Annotated in this window: 24 protein-coding genes; 18 read left to right on the forward strand and 6 right to left on the reverse strand. The window is 57.2% G+C overall.

The window, feature by feature from the left end; genetic code table 11:
• Window positions 1–77 precede the first annotated feature (77 nt).
• The 5 genes from O3A94_08375 (at window position 78) to O3A94_08395 (ending at window position 5,998) form a co-directional block, all read left to right on the forward strand.
• Complete coding sequence (locus tag O3A94_08375; protein ID MDA1356270.1) at window positions 78–1,226, forward strand: FecR domain-containing protein; 1,149 nt, start codon at window positions 78–80, stop codon at window positions 1,224–1,226.
• 218 nt (window positions 1,227–1,444) lie between these two features.
• A complete protein-coding gene (locus tag O3A94_08380) occupies window positions 1,445–3,637 on the forward strand; it encodes an adenylate/guanylate cyclase domain-containing protein (GenBank protein MDA1356271.1) in 2,193 nt (730 codons plus the stop codon).
• Between the two features lie 207 nt (window positions 3,638–3,844).
• Window positions 3,845–4,648, forward strand: a complete 804-nt coding sequence (gene map, locus O3A94_08385) for a type I methionyl aminopeptidase (protein MDA1356272.1) — start codon at window positions 3,845–3,847, stop codon at window positions 4,646–4,648.
• 50 nt (window positions 4,649–4,698) lie between these two features.
• Window positions 4,699–5,379, forward strand: coding sequence for a DNA repair protein RadC (gene radC, locus O3A94_08390; GenBank protein MDA1356273.1), 681 nt, complete (start codon window positions 4,699–4,701; stop codon window positions 5,377–5,379).
• Window positions 5,380–5,398: 19 nt separating this feature from the next.
• A complete protein-coding gene (locus O3A94_08395; protein MDA1356274.1) occupies window positions 5,399–5,998 on the forward strand; it encodes a hypothetical protein in 600 nt (199 codons plus the stop codon).
• 53 nt (window positions 5,999–6,051) lie between these two features.
• Here O3A94_08395 and O3A94_08400 read toward each other — a convergent pair whose 3' ends face one another.
• Window positions 6,052–6,819 carry an aspartate/glutamate racemase family protein gene (locus tag O3A94_08400; protein MDA1356275.1) on the reverse strand — a complete coding sequence of 256 codons (768 nt, stop codon included), beginning with the start codon at window positions 6,817–6,819 and terminating at the stop codon, window positions 6,052–6,054.
• A gap of 217 nt (window positions 6,820–7,036) precedes the next feature.
• Between O3A94_08400 and O3A94_08405 the strand changes: the two genes are divergently transcribed.
• Genes O3A94_08405 through O3A94_08425 form a run of 5 tightly spaced genes read left to right on the forward strand, consistent with a single transcriptional unit; the run spans window position 7,037 to window position 13,884 of the window.
• On the forward strand, window positions 7,037–9,115 hold the full coding sequence (locus O3A94_08405) for a hydantoinase/oxoprolinase family protein (protein MDA1356276.1): 2,079 nt from the start codon (window positions 7,037–7,039) through the stop codon (window positions 9,113–9,115).
• A gap of 5 nt (window positions 9,116–9,120) precedes the next feature.
• Window positions 9,121–10,914, forward strand: coding sequence for a hydantoinase B/oxoprolinase family protein (locus O3A94_08410; GenBank protein ID MDA1356277.1), 1,794 nt, complete (start codon window positions 9,121–9,123; stop codon window positions 10,912–10,914).
• A gap of 25 nt (window positions 10,915–10,939) precedes the next feature.
• A complete protein-coding gene (locus tag O3A94_08415) occupies window positions 10,940–11,707 on the forward strand; it encodes an aspartate/glutamate racemase family protein (GenBank protein ID MDA1356278.1) in 768 nt (255 codons plus the stop codon).
• A 48-nt stretch (window positions 11,708–11,755) separates the two neighbouring features.
• Entirely contained in the window at window positions 11,756–13,129 is a 1,374-nt protein-coding gene (purB, locus tag O3A94_08420; GenBank protein ID MDA1356279.1) for an adenylosuccinate lyase, read from the forward strand.
• Complete coding sequence (locus O3A94_08425; protein ID MDA1356280.1) at window positions 13,126–13,884, forward strand: SDR family NAD(P)-dependent oxidoreductase; 759 nt, start codon at window positions 13,126–13,128, stop codon at window positions 13,882–13,884. Before purB ends, O3A94_08425 begins: the two co-directional genes overlap by 4 nt.
• A gap of 12 nt (window positions 13,885–13,896) precedes the next feature.
• On the opposite strand, the gene O3A94_08430 is transcribed toward O3A94_08425, so the two are convergent.
• The 3 genes from O3A94_08430 to O3A94_08440 all read right to left on the reverse strand — a co-directional run bounded on the left by O3A94_08430 (window position 13,897) and on the right by O3A94_08440 (window position 15,428).
• On the reverse strand, window positions 13,897–14,499 hold the full coding sequence (locus tag O3A94_08430) for a thiamine pyrophosphate-dependent enzyme (protein MDA1356281.1): 603 nt from the start codon (window positions 14,497–14,499) through the stop codon (window positions 13,897–13,899).
• A gap of 1 nt (window position 14,500) precedes the next feature.
• Window positions 14,501–15,043 (reverse strand): thiamine pyrophosphate-binding protein, encoded by a 543-nt coding sequence (locus O3A94_08435; GenBank protein ID MDA1356282.1) that lies wholly within the window; start codon window positions 15,041–15,043, stop codon window positions 14,501–14,503.
• Window positions 15,044–15,104: 61 nt separating this feature from the next.
• The gene (locus O3A94_08440) at window positions 15,105–15,428 is read right to left on the reverse strand and encodes a DUF1476 domain-containing protein (GenBank protein ID MDA1356283.1); all 324 of its coding nucleotides are present in this window, start codon (window positions 15,426–15,428) and stop codon (window positions 15,105–15,107) included.
• A 271-nt stretch (window positions 15,429–15,699) separates the two neighbouring features.
• Between O3A94_08440 and O3A94_08445 the strand changes: the two genes are divergently transcribed.
• The 8 genes from O3A94_08445 to O3A94_08480 all read left to right on the forward strand — a co-directional run bounded on the left by O3A94_08445 (window position 15,700) and on the right by O3A94_08480 (window position 21,727).
• Window positions 15,700–16,452 (forward strand): NRDE family protein, encoded by a 753-nt coding sequence (locus tag O3A94_08445; protein MDA1356284.1) that lies wholly within the window; start codon window positions 15,700–15,702, stop codon window positions 16,450–16,452.
• Window positions 16,453–16,633: 181 nt separating this feature from the next.
• A complete protein-coding gene (locus O3A94_08450) occupies window positions 16,634–17,431 on the forward strand; it encodes a phosphoribosylaminoimidazolesuccinocarboxamide synthase (GenBank protein ID MDA1356285.1) in 798 nt (265 codons plus the stop codon).
• Entirely contained in the window at window positions 17,428–17,670 is a 243-nt protein-coding gene (gene purS / locus O3A94_08455) for a phosphoribosylformylglycinamidine synthase subunit PurS (GenBank protein ID MDA1356286.1), read from the forward strand. Before O3A94_08450 ends, purS begins: the two co-directional genes overlap by 4 nt.
• Before the next feature lie 85 nt (window positions 17,671–17,755).
• The gene (gene purQ, locus O3A94_08460) at window positions 17,756–18,445 is read left to right on the forward strand and encodes a phosphoribosylformylglycinamidine synthase subunit PurQ (protein ID MDA1356287.1); all 690 of its coding nucleotides are present in this window, start codon (window positions 17,756–17,758) and stop codon (window positions 18,443–18,445) included.
• Window positions 18,442–20,703, forward strand: coding sequence for a phosphoribosylformylglycinamidine synthase subunit PurL (purL, locus tag O3A94_08465; GenBank protein ID MDA1356288.1), 2,262 nt, complete (start codon window positions 18,442–18,444; stop codon window positions 20,701–20,703). Before purQ ends, purL begins: the two co-directional genes overlap by 4 nt.
• Before the next feature lie 4 nt (window positions 20,704–20,707).
• Window positions 20,708–20,947: a BolA family transcriptional regulator gene (locus tag O3A94_08470; protein MDA1356289.1), complete on the forward strand. Its 240-nt coding sequence runs from the start codon at window positions 20,708–20,710 to the stop codon at window positions 20,945–20,947.
• A gap of 42 nt (window positions 20,948–20,989) precedes the next feature.
• Complete coding sequence (grxD, locus tag O3A94_08475; protein ID MDA1356290.1) at window positions 20,990–21,334, forward strand: Grx4 family monothiol glutaredoxin; 345 nt, start codon at window positions 20,990–20,992, stop codon at window positions 21,332–21,334.
• A gap of 18 nt (window positions 21,335–21,352) precedes the next feature.
• Window positions 21,353–21,727, forward strand: a complete 375-nt coding sequence (locus tag O3A94_08480; protein ID MDA1356291.1) for a 4,5-dioxygenase — start codon at window positions 21,353–21,355, stop codon at window positions 21,725–21,727.
• Window positions 21,728–21,766: 39 nt separating this feature from the next.
• On the opposite strand, the gene O3A94_08485 is transcribed toward O3A94_08480, so the two are convergent.
• The gene (locus O3A94_08485) at window positions 21,767–22,570 is read right to left on the reverse strand and encodes a carbonic anhydrase family protein (GenBank protein MDA1356292.1); all 804 of its coding nucleotides are present in this window, start codon (window positions 22,568–22,570) and stop codon (window positions 21,767–21,769) included.
• A gap of 148 nt (window positions 22,571–22,718) precedes the next feature.
• Entirely contained in the window at window positions 22,719–23,333 is a 615-nt protein-coding gene (gene rpsD / locus O3A94_08490) for a 30S ribosomal protein S4 (GenBank protein MDA1356293.1), read from the reverse strand.
• Window positions 23,334–23,367: the final 34 nt, after the last annotated feature.

Consider the following 23,367-nt stretch of genomic DNA (forward strand, 5'->3'; position numbering starts at 1 on the left):
TCTTGATTCCCATGTCTTGATCCTCCTCTACTAACTATAAGGTTGGACCAACTCATTGGGGGAGGATCACCACGGAGATGCCAAACGGCATCTACCGAGTGACATTGATTACAGACGATTTAGGTGACTGGTCAAAGATTCCCCGCCCCTTCGGCAACCGTGTCCGGGTCAATAATAAGACGGTGCGCGTGCTCACCAAGGATCCAAGCGATTGGATTTTAGATTCCGGTAAAAAGGGGTCTTCCCCGCTGGGCGGCGAGGGCCTCGATTTTTCCGAAACAGGACTGCAATTCCCGCGCATCGATCGGGATGTGATGGCCGGAAACGCGAAGAACTATGGCGACCCGATTGGCCGCGTGGACACCGTCAAAGGCTTTGCCACTGTGGTACGTGTGGATGGTCAAACCGAAACCCTGTCGCTCGGTGATCCTATCTATAAGGGTGACAAGCTGACCACCGGCGCTGGCTCGTCAATGGGCCTACTGCTCGGCGACGAGACGACAGTTGCCATGTCCGACAAGGCAGAGATGGTGCTGGATGATCTCGTCTATAATCCCGATGAGGAAAGTGGCAATTTGTCGATATCCATCCTCGACGGGCTGTTTACCATGAAGACTGGGAAGATCGCCTCAACCGACCCACAGGCCATGATTGTGCGAACCCCACGTGCGATGTCCGCCATCCGCGGAACAAACCCGGGGTTTGACGTCGATGCGGACGGCGGGACCGAGAATTTCTTCAATCTTCCCGATGCCGATACGGGAGATTTCGGTTCGTTTTCCGTCTCGTCCACGGAAACCGGTGAACAATTGTTGATGTCAGGTGATTTCGATGTCCTCCTCCTCGACGAGGATGGCGACCTGAGGCCGATCGACCTGGACCCTGAAGTTATCAGTCAATTTTTCGCGGCAGTGCGCGAAGCTATGCCGCCTCAACCTTCCTCCGGCGATGGTTCGGAGGATGATTTCGGTGGCGAAAGTGGTGAAGCCAGCGAGGGCGTCGGCGGCTCAGTAACTATCGAAATTGAAATTGTTAACGGCATATTGGAAATCGAATTCCTCGGTGCTGACCAAATATTCCTGGCTGCGATCGTGCTCGACCCAATCGAAGAACTCGAGGAAGAACTCGACCCTGAGGAATTACTGGCCACCGCTTTGGCCGAAGCGCTTTCGGAAGTGGTGACGGAAGCCGGTGACGAACCTGAAGACGATCCCAGCCCGACTTGAGATCCACGCCTCGGCGCCGGCGGGTCTTAAATCCAACTGACTAAAACCCGATTCGGCGTTTGCCCGGATGCAAATACTGGCATCTAGCGCCAGGCTGCGTCATCCTGGCGCATGAGCGCAGAGTCTAAGGGCGCCCACCTTGCAATAAGAAACAAATGGCCACACCGTCGGCGTATCGACGCTGCGCCATTCGTTAGGAATAGTCAGGAACGCCCGGCATGTTGTCGCGCTATCTCATTTACCTGGTCGCCTTTGTTGCGGTGGCAATTTTGATATTCATCCGGGCCTGGGATCCGATGCCTGTCGAAAGCCTGCGCCATCGGCAATTTGACCTGTTCCAAAATCTCAAACCTCGTGACAAGGCAACGTTGCCCATTGTCATAGTAGATGTAGATGAAGAAAGCCTGGCAGCCTTCGGCCAGTGGCCCTGGCCGCGAACTTTGTTGGCGGGCCTGGTCGCTACATTGCAAAAATCCGGCGCGGTCGGTATCGGATTTAACTTCCTGTTTCCTGAAGCGGACCGCGCTTCACCTGATAAATGGGTGCAAACGACGCCGCAGCTGAGCAAGGAGATTGCAGAGGCATTAAAACGAATGCCAAGCAATGACGTCATTTTTGCGCGGCAAATCCGCCGCGCGCCGGTGGTCATGGGCCAATCCACGACCACACGTGAAATCGCTGGAGAACGGGAAGAAATTGCCCGCAAGGCCTCCATCGTGAAAGTGGGCGGCGAGCCGATCGGGCGTCTGTTCGGCTTTCTCGGTATCACGCGTAACCTGCCAATTCTGGAAAACTCGGCAGCAGGGCTGGGTATGGTCACGTTGTTACCCGAAAACGATGGCGTGGTGCGCCGCCCGCCGCTGGTTATCCGAGTGGGGCCGGAGATTTACCCGACCATGGCGCTCGAAATGCTTCGCGTCGCCTTCAACGAAACCAGCCTGGTGCTCAAAAGTGACGGCAATGGCTTGACCGGGATCGCCATCGCGGGACGCGTCATCCCGACCGATGAATCGGGACGGATCTGGTTCCACTACGCACCGCATGATCGCGCACGCTTCGTTTCAGCTAAGGAGGTATTACATGGTGAAGTCGACGCGGACAGACTAAAGGGCAAGCTCGTACTCATCGGGACGTCTGCGGCAGGTTTTCTTGATTTCAAGGCGACACCAGTAGACGACGCAATGGCAAGTGTCGAAATTCAGGCGCAAATGCTTGAAGCCATTCTGTCAAAAGCCTATCTGACACGGCCAGATTTTGTCATCATTATCGAGTACGGCGCTATCGTGCTGTTCGGCTTGCTGCTCCTGGTGCGTATTCCTGGCCTCAAGCCGATATTTCGCTTTGTCAGTGGCGTTCCGGTACTCGCAGGCGTGATTGGTGCTTCCTGGTATCTCTTCGACAACGCAGGCATCCTGCTCGACGTCACCTTCCCGGCAATTTCCGGAATTGTGCTCTATATCCTGTTGGTCTCCATCTATTACGTCAAAGAAGAAGCACAGCGGCGCGAAGTGCGGCGCGCGTTCGGTCATTACATCGCACCTGAACTGGTGGAACAATTGGCAAACGATGCCAAAAAACTCAACCTTGGCGGGGAAATCCGCAAAATGTCGATTCTGTTCTGCGACGTTCGTGGATTTACCAATATTTCCGAGCAACTTCGTGGTGACCCGGAAAAACTGACCCGTTTGCTCAACATGTATTTCACCAAGATGACCGACCGCATTTTGGAAAATGGCGGCACGATCGACAAATATATGGGGGACGCGGTCATGGCTTTTTGGAACGCCCCGCTCGACGATCCCGAGCACGCCCGCCATTGCTGTGACGCTGCGCTAGAAATGCTGGATGGAATGGCCAAGCTCAACATCAAATTACTAGAGGAAGCTGAAAGGGAAGAGCGCATTCACGTTCCCATGCGGGTCGGCATCGGTCTCAACACAGGCGATTGCCTAGTGGGGAATTTTGGATCGGAGCACCGGCTCAACTATTCGGTCATGGGAGACGCAGTAAATGTGGCCTCGCGGCTGGAAAGCCAACAAAAAACCTATGGCATAACTTTGATCATCGGCCAAGAAACGCATGATCTGGTGCCCGAATATGGGAGCCTCGAGCTCGATTTGATTCAGGTGCACGGCCGCGTGGAACCGGAGCGAATTTATGGCCTATTGGGCAGACAGGATTTGGCGGATTCAGCTGACTTCAAGACCCACAAGAAAAATCATGACGGGTTCCTCGCCGCCTACCGTGCTCAGGATTGGAACAGGGCGCGTGAGCTGCTGCGGCGTTGTCGCGAGTCGGACCGCCAAGGCCTAGACAAGCTCTATGAGGTTTTCGCGGCGCGTGTGGAGTCGTATTCGGTCAATCCGGTTGGGATCGATTGGGACGGTGTCCACGTCGCGCAAACCAAATAATGAAATTGTTGCGGGGCAGCACAAGCGATGGAAATTCGGAAATAACTCCACCGAGCAACTCAAATATCGGTAAAGCTGCTATATTGTGCGGTAGCGAGACAAAATTCAGAGAACAACGCCGCCGACGGCGGCGCACAATATTGGGAAGAATAGAAATTGTACGAATCCAACGAGCGGCAGCGACCTTTAGATCCGGCGGACTCATCCTTGAATAGCGGGGAAATCGTCGAACGCGGCATCAAAATTCACGGCGACGCAGAATTCGAGGCGATGCGCAAAACTGGGCGATTGGCCGCCGAAGTTCTCGACTTTATTACACCTTATGTCGTTCCGGGCGTCAGCACAGACGAGCTTGACCGCCTGTGTGACGACATGACGGTAGCTGCCGGTGCAATATCCGCACCCCTCGGCTACCGTGGCTATCCCAAATCCATCTGCACGTCGATAAATCATGTCGTCTGCCATGGCATCCCAAGCGAGAAGCGCCTGCAAGATGGCGACATTATCAATGTTGATGTCACCGTAATTGTGAACGGATGGCACGGCGATTCAAGTCGCATGTTCTACGTCGGCAAACCCGCCGCCAAAGCCCGCCGCCTAATAGATATCACCTATGAAGCCATGATGCTCGGCATCGCCGCGGTCCGGCCGGATGCCACACTCGGCGACATTGGGTATGCCATTCAAAGTTACGCGGAATCTCATCGCTGCAGTGTGGTGCGCGACTTTTGCGGCCATGGCATTGGCCGCATTTTCCATGACTCACCCAATGTGGTGCATTACGGCGAAGCAGGCGAAGGCTTAAAACTCAAGCAAGGCATGATTTTCACCATCGAGCCGATGATAAATTTGGGAACTTGGCAGGTAAAACTGCTGAAGGACGGCTGGACTGCGGTGACCAAAGACCGTTCACTATCGGCCCAATTCGAACATTCCATTGGCATCACCGCCGATGGCGTCGAGATTTTCACTTCGTCTCCGGCGGGGTATACCAAGCCACCTTACGATTGAGACCTGCCAGACCTGGCATGGATCCAGCGGCGCGGAAGGCTGATCACATCTTGTCGGAAAAAGCGCATTATACCGGCCACCGGCAACGCCTTAGGGAGCGCTTCGCGAAAGCCGGGGCGGATGCATTGGCCGATTACGAACTAGTCGAAATGCTGCTTTTTAGTGCCCTGCCACGTGGCGATGTAAAGCCCTTAGCCAAGAGCCTGCTCAAGCGCTTCGGCAGCGTCGGCGCAATCCTTGCGGCCGAGCCCAGGTCCTTGGCCGAAGTAGAGGGCGCCGGCAAAGCGGTTGTTCATTCATTGAAATTGGCTGAAGCCATCTCGCTCAGAATGCTCCGCGACCAGCTCAGGGATCGGCCCGTGATCGCCAATTGGAAAGCCCTGCTAGACTATTGCAAGGCGAGCTTTGCGCACCAGATGAACGAGCGATTCCATGTTATGTTCCTAGACAACAACAATTCTCTAATCGCGGATGAAACGCAGCAAAAAGGCACGGTTAATCATGTGCCGCTCTATCCGCGCGAAGTCATTAAGCGGGCATTGGAGCTCAGTGCATCGGCCCTTATACTCGTCCACAATCACCCAAGTGGGGATTCGACGCCCTCTGCTGCAGATATTGAAATGACTGAAGAAGTTTGCGAGGCGGGCAAGAAATTGGGTATCTCCGTGCACGACCATCTGATTATTAGCCGCAACGGTCATAGCTCATTCAAGTCGATGGGCCTGTTATAATTCAGACTGGGATAACGCCATGAAAAGCCGTCGCAGCACGCGGTCCGCAATTATTTCTGCGGCTGCAGCATTATCTATGCTGCTGGTGGTATCGGGCGAATCTGCAGCAAAAAGTGACGAAGACCTGACCGGATTGCGGGGTATTCGCTGGGGTATGAGCGTGACAGACGCGATCGCACTATTTGGGCGGTCGGTTTTGATTCAGCAGACAAAAACATCTATCTCGGGCTGTATTGTGCAATACGCCATTCCAATTCGTTTGCTCGATGAAGACTGGTTCATATGGCTCTGTGAAGCGCCGGAAGAAGCCATTGTCACAGCCCTCAATATAGAAACAGCGAACCGTCATACCGAACATTTCGACGTGTTCTTAGAGGCATTTGTCGAGGCCTACGGCCCTGCGCACAGCTTTTGGCACAGCTGCCACAATGTGAACTGGAACAAGACAGTTCAATATGACTGGTATTTCCCGGATCTAAGAATCAGCCTTGTGGACCGCGACGAGCCGGCCAATTGGGTCGTCATGCGCTATGAGCCGCCTTCCGACAAGGTGGAATACGGCCCCGGTGTCTGCGTTGAACCGCCGCTCGATTTGCGGCGAGACACAGCACCGGGATAACCGCGCCCTCGATTGCGGCCCGCTCATTCCACCTCGTCAGATGTCTGCAATATTCAGGCGTCAGCGCTTTTCGCCGCCGCATCCATCATATCGCTCAACATAGACGGCTTGGGAACGCTCGGCTTGGGATAGGCCTTGCGGCTGTGGGTAAGGCCGAGCCCCAAAAACATTTCTGCCATCTTATATGTGAGCGGACCAGGATTTATCACCGGCACTGGCAGGTTTGCTGCCATATGACCATGTGCCTGATGCATGGTGGTAGATCCCAGGAGGATCACCTCCGCGCCGTCTTCCTCGATACAACGCATGGCGCACTCGACGAGCTTGGGAAACACGACTTCTTCCTTGCCGCCGAGCAAATTGGCGACATCGGGCATGACATTGATCGACCGCACCGAAGCAAGACGGTCATTCATGCCATATTCTTGCGCAGTTTTCTTATACAGCGGAATCCAGCCATCCCACTGCGTCACAACCGAAAATTTATTGCCCATCATCAAAGCCATCAGATAGGACGCCCGGCCCGGACCGATAACCGGTATGTCCAATACCGAGCGCATCGCGTTCATGCCGGAATCACTCATGGTGTCGATGCAGACGGCGTCGTAGCCCTCTTCCTGGGCGCTCATCGCAGCTTCGAATAGCGCGATATCGCCTAATAGATAGTCATGATAGCAATCGAGAATTGCCGGGCCTGCCTTAACGCCACGAAATTCAAATTCGATATCCGGGCCAAAAGAGACAGAATCGAGTTGCGAGCGGCGATTTTGGATCCCATCGGCATCGAGAGCGAAGGGTACGATTACCAATACTTTGGCCATGAAGAACTCCCTGAATGTTGTGATTGGTGGTGACAAATTTGTCCGAACATGATGCCCCATTCTGCGTCGGCGGGAAAGTGCAAGCCGTCCCTGCCCGCTTTTTTAAGAGATTGGATGGTATCGGCACACACGTTCTTGACGGGCGCAGACGCGGGTCCCAAACTGCGCCCGCTGCAGCGAATTTTCGCCCGGTACGCAAGTCAAATGGCAGGAATCTATGAAACTAATTGGCGTCGATGTCGGCGGCACGTTTACCGACCTGATCATCACCGATAGTGAGACGCAGCAAACCGAAATCCACAAGGTTCCGACAACGGCTGAGGATCCAAGTATCGGCGCGACCGAGGGCATTCGCGAGTTGTGCGCGCGCAGCGGCATAGAGCCCGGCGATATCGATCATGTGTTTCACGGCACTACCATCGCGACCAATGCGGTGCTGCAGCATGATGGTGCGCGGACCGGCATGATCACCAGTAAAGGCTATCGCGATATTATCCATATCGGCCGCCATCAGCGGCCCGAAAACTATTCAATCATGCAGGATATTCCGTGGCAGTCGCGCCCGCTGGTGCGCCGACGCCACCGTAAGACCGTGGCGGAGCGTTTGATACCACCCGCGGGCGACGTGTTGGTACCGCTTGATGAAGAAGCCGTGCGCAAGGCGGCGCGGGAATTCAAGGCAGAAGGCGTCGAGGCCATCGCCATTTGTTTCCTATTTTCCTATCTCGAACCGAAGCACGAATTGCGCGCGCGCGAGATAGTCCTGGAAGAATACCCGGAAGCTTTCGTCTGTACTTCAGCGCGGGTAGCGCCACAATTTCGCGAGTTTGAGCGCTTCACTACCGCTGCGATGAACGCTTTTATCGGCCCGAAAGTGCGCACTTACGTGCAGCGCTTTGACGACAAATTGAAGGAATCCGGCTTGTCTGCGGATTTGCACATCATGGGCTCGAACGGCGGTGTGGCAACAGCGCAAACGGTGGCCGAGCTGCCGGTCGTCACATTGTTGTCCGGGCCGGCGGCAGGCGTGTTGGGCGGCGCGTGGGCGGCGGCGCTCTCTGGGCGGAGCCGGCTCATTACGTTCGATGTCGGCGGCACAAGCGCCGACATCGGTATTGTCATCGATGGGCAATATAGCGAAGCCACGGCACGCGATACCTGGATTGGCGGTTATCCGATCCTTGTCGCCATGATCGACATTGGCACCATTGGCGCCGGCGGCGGCTCCATCGCCCATGTCGATGCCGGCGGCGGATTCAAGGTGGGACCGCAAAGCGCTGGCGCGCGCCCAGGGCCGGCTTGTTATGGCTTTGGCGGCGAGGCGCCCACGGTGACCGATGCCAATCTCGCCCTCGGCCGCCTCGATCCGGATAATTTCCTGGGCGGCAGTATGGCGCTCGATGCGTCCGCCGCCGAAAAAGTGATCGACACTCTCGCCGGGCGCCTCGGCCTCGAGCGCTTCGAGGCAGCTGAAGGCGTACTCACCATCATGAACAGCAACATGGCCAACGCCATCCGCGCCAAGACGGTGCAAAAGGGCATTGATCCGCGCGGCTTTTCCCTCGTCGCTTTCGGCGGTGCCGGTCCGCTGCATGGTGCCGAAGTGGCGGACCTGCTCGGCATCCCTGAGGTTGTCGTACCACCCCATCCGGGCATTACTTCGGCCGGTGGCCTGTTAACCACCGACCTTAAATATGATCAAATTAAGACCGAGTTCCAGGTCAAAGGCACAGTCGACCTGGACAAGATCAACCGGGATTTCCAAGCCCTCAGCGCGGAGCTGCTCGAACAATTCGCATCCGACGGGCTCTCTGAGGCCGAGGTCGAACAGCTCAGATTCGGCGACCTGCGCTATGTCGGTCAAGGATATGAATTGCGCGTCGGGATTCCTCGGGGCGCCCTGAACGATGCAGCTCTAGAACAAGTCTGGCAGGCCTTCCACGAGTTGCACGAACAGGAATATGGGCATTTTTTCACCGACAGCCCGATTGAGATCGTCAATATCCGCCTCACGGGCGTTGGCAAAATGCCAAAGATCGCCAATCCCCCAGCGCCAATTGGAGAATCGCTCGACGCAGCCCATGTGAAAACGGCCACGTCAGTCTTCCGGGTTGATGGCGCCTTGCAACGGCTGGAAACGAAATTCTACATCCGTGCTAAGCTCCCGCCGGAAACTGCCTTCGATGGCCCGGCAGTAATTTTGCAAAAAGATACCACCACAGTGGTGCCGCCCGGTTGGTCCGCCGTTTTGGACAAGGGCGCTAATTTGATACTTACGGCCAACAGGAAAGGCTGAACGACATGTCCGGAAATGGCAGCAATATTCGCTCCAACCGCAGCGCCATCGATCCCGTTACCGCGAATGTTATCCAGGGCGCCTTGGAAAACATAGCGGTTGAGATGGGCTACAAGCTGATGCGCATGTCCTATTCGAGCATCATTCGCGAGTCGGAGGATTTCGGCGCCGCCATCATCGACGCTCGGGGCCGCCAGTTATGTGAATCGAAGCAGAGCACGCCGCTTCAGAGCGGCCCGATCCCGGGCTACGTGAAAGGCATGCATAAATTGTTCGAAGAGCGCGGAGATGTACTGAATCCGGGTGACGTGATCATCCATAATTCGGCCTATCATGGCGCCAGCCACGGTCCCGACGTGGCCTTCATCGTGCCGGTCTTTATGGCGGACGACAAATTGGTGGGCTATTCGGTCACTACTGCGCATCACCTCGATATTGGAGCGCTTAGCCCCGGCAGTTGCGGCATCGTGGACGCCATGGATGCCTATGCCGAGGGCCTGCAATTCAAAGCTTTGAAGGCCTATGACCGAGGCGTGAAGAACGAAGTCTTGTGGAGTATTTTACGCGACAACATCCGCGCCTCAGACCTTGTGGTCGGTGATATGGAAGCTCAGGTGGCTGCTTCGCGTATCGGCGCCGATCGCTTTTTGGAATTGATCGATCGCTACGATCTGGAAACTGTCGACGCCGCCGCGGACGCCTTGATGGATTATTCCGAGCGCCTCATGCGTCAGGCTATCGAGGAGCTGCCGGACGGAAGCTACAGCGCCTTAGGCCATCTTGACGGCTTCCTCGATGACCCTCAGCGGCGCGATTTCGAGATCGCTGTAACGGTCACAGTGGCGGGCAGCGACTTGACGGTCGATCTGACCGGCACGGCGGATCAGTGTAATGACCGGCCGATCAATATGCCGCTCGAGGGTACGGTGGATTGCGCTATCTGGCTGACATTGCGCTCAATCCTTCTGGACAGCACGGTCTATGGCAGCATTCCGCAGAATTCCGGCCTCGTGCGCCCCATCAAGATCGTCGCGCCCTTGGGCTGCCTGGCAAATCCGATCTTCCCCGCCCCCACCATCGCCCGCTTCGCACCCGGCAATATCGTCGCCGACACGCTGATGAAAGCGTTGACCGAAGCCGTGCCAACAAAAGTCGGTGCCGGTGTGGGCAACCTCAAGGTGGTAGCGTTCAGCGGTATCAAGGGCGAGCAGCACTGGGTACATATGGAAATCCATGAAGGCAGCTATGGCGGTCGTTATGGCAAGGACGGTATGGACGCCGTCGATACGCTCTACGCCAACACGCGTAACAATCCGATCGAAGACATCGAATCGCATACCCCGCTACGGGTGACGCGCTACGAATTGCGTGACGATTCAGCCGCTGCCGGGCGCTGGCGTGGCGGAATCGGCTCGATCCGAGAGGTCGAATTCCTCGAAGACAGCTTTATTTCGGTCGAGGGCGATGGCCATAAATACCCGCCCTGGGGATTTGACGGCGGCGCCGAAGGCAACACCGCCAGCCTCGACTACATAGACACTGTTGGCGGGCGCACTGGCCTGCCTTCGATGATGCCCAACCGGGCGGTCAAGGCCGGCGAATCCCTGGCGCTGACCGGAACCTGCGGCGGTGGCTATGGCGATCCCCGGTCGCGCCCGGCAAGCGACGTTTTGGAAGACGTATTGGACGGTTATATTTCCGTTCAAAGAGCAAAAAACGATTACGGCGTCATTATCACGCCGTCTCTGAAACTCGATTCCGCCGCGACCGCAGAGAGACGCGGCCCAAGTGGGAAATGACGGCAGACGTGAAAGGAATTAGACAATGAGAATCAAGGTCATCAATCCGAACACGACGCTTGAAATGACGGCGGGAATCGGCGACGCCGCCCGCTCGGTGGCACGGCCCGGCACGGAAATTATCGCTGTCAGCCCTGACTTCGGTCCTACATCAATCGAATCTTATTATGACGAATATGTCGCCGCCTGCGGCGTGCTCGACGAAGTGCGCAAGGGTGAGGAAGAAGGCATCGATGCATACGTCATCGCCTGTTACGGCGATCCCGGGCTCCATGCGGCGCGCGAAATGACGACCGCACCGGTGATCGGCATTGCTGAGGCGTCTTTCTACACCGCGGCCATGTTGGCAGCGCGTTTTTCCATCGTCTCGGTGGTGCCGCGTATTCACACTTTATTGGAAGAGCTAGTGCGCAGCTACGGCATGCAGGAAAAATGCGTCGCCATCCGCACCACGCCGCTCTACGTGCTCGACATTGAGAGAGACCCGGTCGGCTCGTTCGACAAATTGCGCGACGAAGTTCGCCGTTCAGTCAGGGAGGACGATGCCGAAGCGGTCTGTCTCGGCTGCGCCGGGTTCGCCAAGTTCGCTCAGGAATTGGAGGACGAGCTTGGCGTGCCGGTACTAGACGGTGTGGTCTGCGCCACGAAGCAGGCTGAAGTTTTGGTCGAACTTGGCAAAAAGACGAGCAAGCTTAAAACCTACCGCCCGCCAGAGCAGAAGCGTTTCGTTGGCATGTTCTCGCACTTCTCGACCGATGGTTCCGCTGATAAGAAGCAGGCGGCGGCGGAATAGCGTGCCCTTGCGCCGGCGAGCACCCACGGCGCGGAGTATAACAGCGCCATGATTCCGCGTTATAGCCGCGCGGCAATGACCGCTATATGGGAGCCGGAGAACAGATTCCGTATCTGGCTCGACATCGAACTTTATGCTCTGGAAAAGCAGGCCGAGCTTGGCATCGCTCCGAAGTCGGCGGTGTCGGCGCTAAAGCGCGCGGCGAAAAATCACCTCGGCAAAATCACCGACGCCAAGGCCATCGACAAGATCGAGCGGAAAACCCACCATGACGTCATCGCCTTCCTCACCAATTTGGCGAAATATGTCGGCCCTGAGGCGCGCTTTGTCCATCAGGGGCTTACCTCATCCGACGTGCTCGATACCTGCTTTGCTGTTCAACTCTGCCAGGCTTCGGACCTGCTGCTCGCTGATCTCGACGCGGTATTGAAAGCGCTCAAACGCCGCGCCCGGCAACATAAAAATACCCTGTGCGTCGGGCGTAGCCACGGTATTCATGCCGAGCCCACCAGCTTTGGCCTCAAGCTTGCCAGCCATTACGCCGAGTTTGCCCGTGCCCGTGAACGCATGGTGACGGCACGCGATGAAATTGCCACCTGTGCAATTTCAGGACCAGTAGGCACCTTTGCCTCCGTTGACCCGCGCGTCGAAGCGCATGTCGCCAAGCGTCTCGGCCTTAGGCCGGAACCGGTTTCAAGCCAGGTCATCCCGCGCGACCGCCACGCCGCCTATTTCGCGACGCTCGGCGTGATCGCAGGGTCTCTGGAACGAATCGCCGTCGAGATTCGCCATTTACAGCGCACCGAGGTGCGCGAGGTGGAGGAATTTTTTGCCAAGGGCCAGAAGGGTTCTTCGGCCATGCCGCACAAGCGCAACCCTGTTTTGAGTGAAAATCTGACCGGTCTCGCGCGCGTCGTCCGCGCCGCTGTCATTCCGGCCTTAGAAAACGTGGCGCTTTGGCACGAGCGCGACATTTCACATTCGTCGGCAGAGCGCGTGTTTGCGCCCGACGCCACCATCGCGCTTGATTTTGCCCTCGCCCGTCTGGCCGGCGTAATGGAAAACCTCGTAGTCCACCCGAAAGCCATGCGGGCCAACCTGGAGAGCCTCGGTGGGCTGGTCTATAGCCAGCGCGTCTTGCTCACGCTCATTCAGGCCGGTATTTCACGCGAGGACGCATACAGCTATGTGCAGGACAGCGCCATGCAGGTGTGGGAACAGGGCGGCAGTTTCGAAGATCGCCTATGGGCGAACAAAGTAATCAGCACTCGTTTGAGCCGCGGGCAATTGGCCGCCTGTTTCGACCCGGCGCCCTATCTCGCGCATACCGACACGATATTCGCGCGCGTGTTCGGTGCCGCAAAAAAGCAGAAAAAAGCCGCGCCGAAAAAGCGCCTGATTCGAAAGGAAGAAAACACATGAGCAAAGCTACCGTCCTCATTACCGGCGCCGGCATCGGCATCGGCCATACCTCGGCCCTCGCATTCGCGGCTGCTGGGTATCATGTCTACGTCACCGATGTTCTCGACAAGGAGGGTGCGGAAACCGTCAGCGCCATTGAGGCAGCCGGCGGTACGGCGGAGTTTCATCGTCTCGACGTCACCGATACCGCCAATGTGAATGCCGTGGTCAAGGCAGCAGAGAATGCTACCGGCGCGCTTGATGCAGTGGTGGCCAATGCCGGTATTGCGCACAAGGTGCCGCTTGATGAAATGACGGACGAAAAATGGGCGCACACCCTGGATGTCGATCTGACCGGAGTCTTTCGCGTCTGCCGCGCCGCATCGCCGGCGATGCAAGCTGCGGGAAGGGGAGCCATCGTCGCCCTCTCTTCGGTCATGGGCACAACCTATGGCTGGCACGACCATGTGCAGTATAACGCCGCCAAATCCGGCGTGGTCGGGCTGGTGCGCGGCCTCGCCTGTGATTTGGGTCCGGGCGGAGTGCGCATCAACGGCGTCGCGCCGGGCTTTATTAAGACCGCGCAAGCGCTCTCGACCGTTCATTCGGTGGGTCTCGCTGGGCTGGAATCGTCAGCACAATATGTCCCTCTCGGGCGCTACGGCGAGCCGGAAGATATTTCCGACGTGATCCTGTTTCTCTGTTCCGATGGTGCCCGCTATATGACCGGCCAGACGCTCATCGTCGACGGCGGCCTGACTGTGGGACGCTACTAAGCCGATCTAGCGCTAGGCCTGTGCGATTTCTTCGCCGAGCAGGGCATTGCGGAAGCGGTCTTTCAGGAAGGCGCCATCGCGCGGCGGCAAAACCCGCGGCAAATTCTCCGCCTTGATCTTGATGATGGCGGCTATCGGCCCTACAGCTTCGAGAATAATCGGCAGGGCATCGGCTAGGCCAGCCTGGTCGCGCACCAGGCGCGTTTCAGCAAAGCCGCAATTAGTCGCCACCCCGGCAAGATCCAATTGATGTGCCGTGTGACCATGTTGCATGCCAGTTTCGCCGTGGCGCTCATTATCCAACACAACGATGGCGAGGTTGGCGGGGCGCTGTGTGCCGATGGCCGCGAGCGTGCCCAGCCCCATGGTCATATCTCCATCCCCGGTAATGATGAGCACGCGCCGATGAGGCTGGGCCAAGGCGAGGCCCAGGCCGATCGAGGCGGTGTTTCCCATCGCGCCCCAGAGAAGAAAATCGAGCGGGTTGTTTTCGACCGCAGCACAATCCCATGCCGGCGAGCCAAGCCCGGCGACAACCAGTGCATCGCCGCGTTTCGCCAATATGGCGCGCACGACGTCACGCCGGTCCAGTTCCGTATCCGGAGATTCAGACATTTTACTGGTTCACCTTACTGGGCCCCGTAAATTTTTTGACCCCAACGACACGCTGGGCAATGAGGACGGCGACCGTGCTCATCGTCTCGAATGCGAGTGCCGCCGCACCAGCGACCATTTCGCCCGCCATATCGCTGTCTTCGACGCGTTTCACGATAACGCCGGACTGTTCAAGATAGGCCGCCGCGCCCTGCCCCATCGGCAATTGCCAGGGATTGAACTCGCGCCATTCGCCACGCATGGTGACGATCATCAGCAGTGGAAAGCGGCAGGTGCGCATCAAAGAGAGCGCATTGATGCAATTGCCGACGCCGCTTGACTGCATGAGAAGCGCCGCGCGCTCACCGCCGAGCCAGGCGCCGGCTGCAACACCGACCCCTTCCTGTTCGGAAGAGAGCAACACCGGAAGCATGAGATTGTCGTCGGCGCAGAGCCGCAAAAGCGTATCCAACCCGCCGTCGGGCACATAGGGAATCTGCCGTACGCCGGCTTCAGAAAGCGCCGCGTGCGCGTCGAAGCCCCATTCTCGTGTAGAATTAACCATTCTAAATTAGCATGCTATTTATTTCACGAGCTGGTTCCGCGGAAATGCACTCAGAACGATGTTACTCCTGCATCAGTTCCTCTTTGGCTTTATCGAGCAGACTGTCCATCTGGCGTCGAACGTCAGCGGCGTCTTCGCTGCGGCCTTTCGCCTTAAGGTCGCCCAATACCTTGCGCAACACATCGTCATCGCCCGGCTCATCGAAATCCGAAATTACAACCTGCTTGGCGTAGGCGTCCGCATCCGCGCCTTCGATTTTCATCAGGTCGGCGGCCCATAACCCGAGCAATTTGTTACGCCGCGCCGTGACCTTGAATTTGAACTCTTCATCATGCCGGAATTTGGCTTCTGCAGACGTTTTTCGTTCCTCAAATCCATTGCTCATCGCCGTCGATTCCTTGTTTCTGTTGTGCCGCGCCGCGCGGCGCCTTGCCATTGTGCCAAAGGGTCATCTTGTGGTCTATGTTTTGTCCACAATATGCGCCGTATGCCGATCTCGGCGACGGACGGCCCTGGAGATTCTTGGCTCTTATATGAGACGCGTCAGCTGCTTTGTAAACCGAGTATTGCCGTCGGCAATGCGCGAGCGGCTAACTGGAACAAGATAAATCCGGCACGACCCGGCACAATCCGATAGGGAGAGCCATAAAACTATCATGTGCACTTTGGTGATACTCTGCCGCCCCGGCCATGAATGGCCGGTGCTCATTGCCGCCAATCGGGATGAAATGCTCGACCGCACTTGGTCCGCGCCGGCGCGCCATTGGCAGGACCGCCCGGAAGTGGTCGCCGGGCGTGACGAATTGGCGGGCGGAAGCTGGCTCGGCGTCAATGATCACGGCGTCATCGCCGGAATCTTGAACCGGATGGGCTCGCTCGGGCCGAGCGACGGTAAGCGCTCGCGCGGAGAATTGGTGCTGGAGGCTCTCGACCACAGCGATGCGTCGGTGGCGGCGAAAGCACTCGCATCCCTCGACGGCAGCGCCTACCGATCATTCAATCTAGTTCTGGCCGACAATAGCGGCGCCTTCTGGCTGCGTCATGACGGCCATAAGACGATCGACTGTCACACCATTCCTCCGGGCTTTTCTATGTTTACTGCGTATGACAGGAATTCTCCTGAATCGCCGCGCGTCCGGCACCATTTGCCGCGCTTCGAGAGCGCCCCCATACCGGATCCCGGACATAATGATTGGCAATCTTGGGAAAAACTCTTAGCAAGCCAAGAGAATGACGAAATCAATGAAACTGGCGACGCAGCAATATGTGTGGTGACTCGGTTGGGATTCGGCACGGTAAACGCCTCTGTGCTCGCTTTACCGGCACCGTCATCGCCGCCACGGCGCCCGGTTTGGCGTTTTGCGCCGGGGCCTCCATGCGAGAGTTCCTTTTCTGTTGTAAAGCTTTAAGGCAGTTCAGGGAGGCTCTGGTTTACGCTCGACGCTTGCGCAGGATGTGCCATTCCGGGGCAACATTGTTTTGCCAGCCCACTTTGACTATGGTCTTGCCGAGCGCAGCTCAATGTCGAGTTGCGGCCCGTTCCGCGGTGCAGGCGGGTTTCAAGAATTTCTCCGTTGTGGAGGTCCGGCGATGTCCCGTCGCAGGCGAATTTACGAAGGCAAAGCCAAGGTGATCTACGAGGGCACCGAGCCCGGTACCCTTGTGCAATATTTCAAGGACGACGCGACCCGGGACGCAAGCGGCGACATTGCCACGATCACTGGCAAAGGCGTTCTGAACAACCGAATTTCAGAGCATTTGATGACCCGCCTCGCCGAAATCGGCGTGCCGACACATTTGGTGCGCCGCCTCAACATGCGCGAACAGTTGATCCGCGAGGTCGAAATAATTCCCGTGCAGGTGGTGGTCCGCAACATCGTCGCCGGCACCCTCGCCAAGCGTCTCGGCATTGAAGAAGGCACCGCCTTGCCACGCTCGATCGTCGAATATTACTACAAAAGCGATGAGCTCGGCGATCCGATGATCTCCGAGGAGCATATCACTGCCTTCGGCTGGGCCATGCCGCAGGAACTCGACGATATGCTGTCGATGGCGCTCAGGGTAAATGACTTTCTTTCCGGCCTTTTTTACGGTGTTGGCATTCGCCTGGTAGATTTTCAGCTTGAATTTGGCCGTCTTTGGCAAGGCGAGGAATTACGTATCGTACTGGCGGATGAAATCAGCCCTGATACCTGCCGTCTATGGGATCTTGAAACCGACGAGCGGCTCGATCGCGACCGTGGGCGCCTCAGCATGAGCGAGGCCGCCGAAGCCTATCAGGAAGTCGCACGCAGACTCGGCATCCTACCGCAGTCTGATGTCGTCGATTTGCACGGCCATAGCCAGCCAGTTGATATCAAGGAGCGGCGGGCCAAGACCGAGAGATGAGAGCCAGAATTCACATTACCCTGAAATCGGGCGTTCTCGACCCGCAGGGCAAAGCGATCCAATCCTCGCTCGGCGCACTTGGCTTTACCGGCGTCGAGAATGTGCGCCAAGGCAAGTATATCGAGCTCGATATTTCCGAAGACGATCAGGCAAAAGCACATGAACAGCTCACGCAGATGTGCGAAAAATTACTAGCCAACACCGTGATCGAAAACTACATCATCGATTTGGAGACATGAGAGCGGAAACCGTGAACTCTGGGGTGCGCCGCCTCGGGCGGCTTTGGGGAGAGCGCTGCCTAAAACGCCATTGGCGAGCGTTCGCATGAAAGCGGCGGTTGTCGTTTTTCCCGGTTCCAACTGCGACCGCGATGTCAAAGTCGCGCTTGAGGCATCAAGCGGTAAAACACCGGCGATGGTATGGCATGGCGACGGCAATCTGCCCGATTGCGATCTGATCGTGCTTCCGGGCGGCTTTTCCTACGGCGATTATCTGCGTTCGGGTGCGATCGCAGCCAATTCGCCCGTCATGCGTGCGGTTATAGATGCGGCGCAACGCGGCACCCGCCTCCTCGCCATCTGCAACGGCTTCCAAATTGCGGCTGAGGCCGGTCTGCTGCCAGGCGTTCTCATGCCCAACGCCTCACTAAAATTCGTCTGCAAGGATGTGCATCTGCGGGTCGAATCGGCAGACAGCCCGTTTACGCGGAATTATTCACCAGGTGAACTGGTACGCATGCCGATCGCCCACCGTGATGGCAATTATTTTGCGGAGGCGCGGGAATTGGACGCGTTGGAAGAAAACGGCCTCGTTGCCTTCCGCTATTGCGAGGCCGACGGAACCCTTTCGTCTGGCGCCAATCCCAATGGCTCGGCGCGTAACATCGCTGGAATCTTCAATAAAGAACGCACCATTCTAGGCATGATGCCGCACCCCGAACGCCTTGCAGACGTGCGTCTCGGCGGCATCGACGGCAAGGCCATGTTCGACGGCCTTCTGGCGGCGCTGGCATGAACAGCGGCCCGCCGATCACCGAACCTGCTGCAGACGCCGAGGTTATTGCCGCGCACGGTTTAAGCGCAGAGGAATATTCCCTTATTGAGAAGCGCCTGGGCCGAGCGCCCAACGAGACCGAGCTCGGCATATTTTCGGTCATGTGGAGCGAGCATTGCTCTTACAAATCCTCGCGTATCTGGCTCAAAAAATTGCCGACCGAAGCCGATTGGGTGATTTGCGGGCCGGGTGAAAATGCTGGGGTAATCGATATCGGTGACGGCCAGGCGGCGATCTTCAAGATGGAAAGCCATAACCACCCCTCCTTCATCGAGCCCTATCAGGGTGCGGCCACCGGCGTCGGCGGCATCATGCGCGATATATTCACCATGGGCGCACGACCGATCGCCAATATGAACGCACTCCGATTCGGTGATCCGGCCCATCCGAGAACGCGGCATCTGGTTTCCGGAGTCGTCGCCGGCATTGGCGGCTACGGCAATTGCATGGGCATCCCGACAATCGGCGGCGAATGCAATTTTCACAACGCCTACAATGGCAACATTTTGGTTAACGCGATGACCGTCGGCCTGGCCGACAAAGAGCGCATCTTCTACTCCGCGGCCGCTGGAATCGGTCATCCCGTGGTCTATGTTGGTTCAAAGACGGGGCGCGACGGCATTCACGGCGCTACCATGGCCTCAGCCGAGTTCGATGCGAATTCAGAGGAAAAGCGCCCGACCGTTCAGGTCGGCGACCCGTTCACCGAAAAATTAGTGCTCGAAGCCTGCCTGGAACTAATGGCGACGGACGCCATTCTTGCCATACAGGATATGGGCGCGGCGGGGCTGACCTGCTCCTCAGTGGAAATGGTGAGCAAGGGCGGAACCGGGATCGAACTTGATCTCGACTGCGTGCCGACCCGCGAGGAAGGCATGACGCCGTACGAAATCATGCTGTCGGAAAGCCAAGAACGCATGCTCATGGTCCTCAAACCAGGCTCGGAGGGCGCGGCGCGCAAAATATTCGAAAAATGGGAACTCGATTTCGCTATTGTCGGGCGCATCACCGATAGCGGCCGCATGGTGTTGAAAAGCGGCAACAACATCGTCGCCGACCTGCCGGTGGGACCGCTCGTCGATGACGCACCGATCTATGACCGCCCCTATGAGCGCCGGGAAAGACCGGAGCCAATATCTGCGGTCGAATTAAATGCATCGGATGTCGCTCCCTTATCTGCGCTACGCACGTTGCTCGGCGCGCCGGACCTCTGCGCCAAGCGTTGGATATGGGAGCAGTACGACCATATGGTGATGGCCGATACGATCGTCAGGCCGGGTGGTGACGCTGGCGTCGTGCGGGTGCATGGCAGCAACAAGGGTTTGGCGATCAGCACTGACTGCACGCCGCGTTATTGCGCCGCCCATCCCGAAAGCGGCGGTGCCCAAGCGGTGGCCGAGACATGGCGCAACTTGACGGCAGTGGGCGCCACGCCACTGGCGATTACCGATTGCTTAAACTTCGGCAATCCCGAACGACCCGAGGTGATGGGCCAATTCGTCGGCTGCATAGAAGGCATGGCCAAAGCCTGTCGAGCGCTCGACTATCCCGTTATTTCGGGCAATGTCTCCTTCTACAACGAGACCGAAGGTGTTGGCATTCTGCCGACGCCGGCGATTGGCGGAGTCGGATTGATCGCCAATATCGACCGCATGGCACGCATCGCATTTGCCGAGTCGGGCGAACAAATTTTGTTGATCGGCGAGACCAAAGGCCATCTTGACGCTTCGATATATGCGCGCGAGATGCTCGGCCGCGAGGACGGACCGCCGCCGCCGGTGGATCTTGCCGTTGAGCGGCGCAACGGTGAGTTTGTGCGCGGGCTGATCGAAGCTGGGCGCGTCAGGACCTGCCACGATATTTCGGATGGCGGCCTGCTGGTGGCAGTGGCCGAAATGTCTCTCGCCGCTCTTGCAGAAGGACGTGAAATCGGCGCCACAATAGATATCCCGGACTCCGAAATCCCGCTCCATGCCTGGCTTTTCGGCGAGGATCAGGCGCGTTACGTCGTCAGCGCCGGCGCGGCACAGGCAAAAACCATCATCAATGACGCCATCGGGGCAAATATACCCATTTATTCCATAGGGTTGAGTGGCGGTGCCACGTTGACACTAGGCGGTACAGGTGCCATATCCCTTAACGAACTACAGCGCGCCCACGAAGACTGGCTTCCGCATTATATGGAAGCGCCCGACGGGCCCGTGAGCTCCGGAGAATAAGATAATGGCCATGGAATCCGGTGAAATCATGCGATTGATCCAGGAAAGCATCCCTGACGCAGAAGTGCGCATCGACGATTTAAAAGGCGATGGCGATCACTACGCAGCACTCGTGCTCTCCTCCAGTTTCAAAGGGAAATCACGCATTCAGCAGCATCAAATGGTCTATAAGGCCCTCAAGGGCCGTATGGGCGATCAACTTCATGCACTCGCTCTAAAAACCGAAGTACCCGGTGAAAAATAAAAACGGGCTTGAAAATTTCCAAGGAATGAATTGATGAATACGATGACCGACAACCCCGTCACCCAACGCATCCGTCAAACGATCGACAATAGTGATGTGGTGCTGTTCATGAAGGGTACCCCGGTATTTCCGCAATGCGGATTTTCGGCAACGCTGGTGCAGGTGCTCTCGCTTATGGGCGTCAAGTTCAAGGGCTTTGACGTGCTTGAGGATCCGGAAGTGCGCGACGGCATAAAAAGCTTTAGCGAGTGGCCGACTATTCCCCAGCTCTACGTCAAAGGTGAGTTCGTCGGTGGCTGCGATATTGTGCGCGAAATGTATGAATCTGGCGAATTGACTGAGTTCATGACGACGCACGGCGTCGAACAGCAACCCCGTCAAGGTTAATCGCGGGAAACTGCATCAATGACTCTGGACTGTTCTGAGCCTATCGGTCCGGAAGTCATTCGCGAATATCACGCGCATATTTATTATGACGCTAAGACCCAACGCGCGGCCGCCGAGGTGCGCGCCGCATTAGCTGAGCGTTTCGACGTCGCGCTCGGGCGCTGGCGCGACCAACCAGTCGGCCCACATCCCAAAGCGATGTATCAAGTCGCCTTCCCGCCCAAAATGTTTGCTGAGTTCGTGCCCTGGTTGATGCTCAACCGCCGCGGCCTAACAATATTGGTGCATCCCGATACAGGTCACGACGTGCCCGACCATGAGGATCATCCGCTCTGGCTGGGCGAAAAGCTCGACCTCGACATTGAGATGCTGCGCGCTTTTACACGAAATTGAGTATCAACCGGGACCGATCATCAGTCGGGAATTGAGCGGCTAAACCGGCCGAGCGTTGGGCGCTGCAGCGGCTTCGAATTTCTGAATTTGAGCCGCGCTCATGGTTATCGACTGGGAAAGAACGAACCAGCGAACTCCCTCGCTACAGGGCGGCGTCGTGAGCGAGCCTTTATAATGGTGATAGCGCCCGTTCGGCGGCAAAATCGCGCTGGCATTGACGTTCACGTCCACCACCACGGTCTCCGCGGTTTCGTGGACAGGAAGGTGCGCCCAAGCATCGGTCAGCGCGGCGTTGGTTTCGCCCTCTTCGATCATCACGCCGATCACCGCTAGCCCGCCATGGCTATCCTTGTGCACAAAATGCGCTTCCATCGGGAAGGCCTTGCCGTCCACTGTATGCTCGCTTGGCGCATGAAAATGGAACTGCAGCAAATCATATTTCTGGCCCTCAATCGACATTGAGCTGCCCGGTGCATAGTTCAGCTGAACGGTGTGGCCATTGTGGACAATGCTGAGCGGCACATCTTGGTAGGCTAAGTCATGGTTTGGCGCGCCGACCGCGAGGCCGGTGGCCGCCGACGCGATGTCAATCGGCGATTGCATCCGCCCCGACTTGCAGGCGGCGAAATCGGGCGATAAGTCGCCCCAATGTTCTGGCCCTTCGGCTCCCGCGTAGGTCCAGTGGACGGCGTGGCCGCCTGCGGCCTCGTGTTCATCTTGTCCACCATTATCGCCATGCTCCTCCTCATGCTCGCCCTCACCGTGACTCTGCAGCGGCCACAGCGACAGCGCGACGATAGCCGCGACAGCAATAAGAACGGCGAAATAATCGAGCTTTATCATTGCCCTTTCCCCCTCGAAGGCAGACGAAGCACTAATACTTACCGGTTTCTCGTCCCCGCACAATCGCCTAAACGGATGGCTTGCAGTTTGGTGTACAAAAAAGGCCGCCCTCAGGCGGCCTCTGTTCCCAATCGTCGATTAAAGACGGTCAGCGCGAGTAATACTCGACCACCAGATTGGGCTCCATTTGCGCCGGATAGGGCACGTCGGCCAGTTTCGGCGTGCGCACGAATGTGCCTTCCATGCGGTCGTGGTTGACGTTGATATATTCCGGCACTTCACGCTCGGGCGAATCAACAGCGGCCAGTACCAGTGACATTTCGCGCGATTTTTCTTTGATCGTCACGACGTCGCCTTCATTCAACAGATAGCTCGCGATGGTGACTCGCTGGCCATTTACGCTGACATGCCCATGGCTGACCAACTGCCGCGCCGCAAACACGGTGGGCACAAATTTCATGCGGTAGACCACGGCGTCCAAACGGCGCTCCAAAATGCCGATCAAGTTTTCGCCAGTGTCGCCCTGCACATTTACGGCCTGATGGTAATAACGCTGAAATTGCTTTTCAGTGATATTGCCATAATAGCACCGCAGTTTTTGTTTGGCTTGAAGCTGGGTACCATAATCGGACGGCTTGCGGCGGCGCTGGCCATGCTGGCCTGGACCGTATTCGCGCTTGTTTGTCGGGCTCTTGGCACGACCCCAAAGGTTTACCCCGAGGCGGCGGCAGACCTTGTATTTCGATTCGATTCGTTTGGTCATTTTACTCGCAATGTATGCGCAAAAAATTAGCGCG

The organism is Pseudomonadota bacterium (genome assembly GCA_027624955.1).
GTDB lineage: Bacteria > Pseudomonadota > Alphaproteobacteria > UBA828 > UBA828 > PTKB01.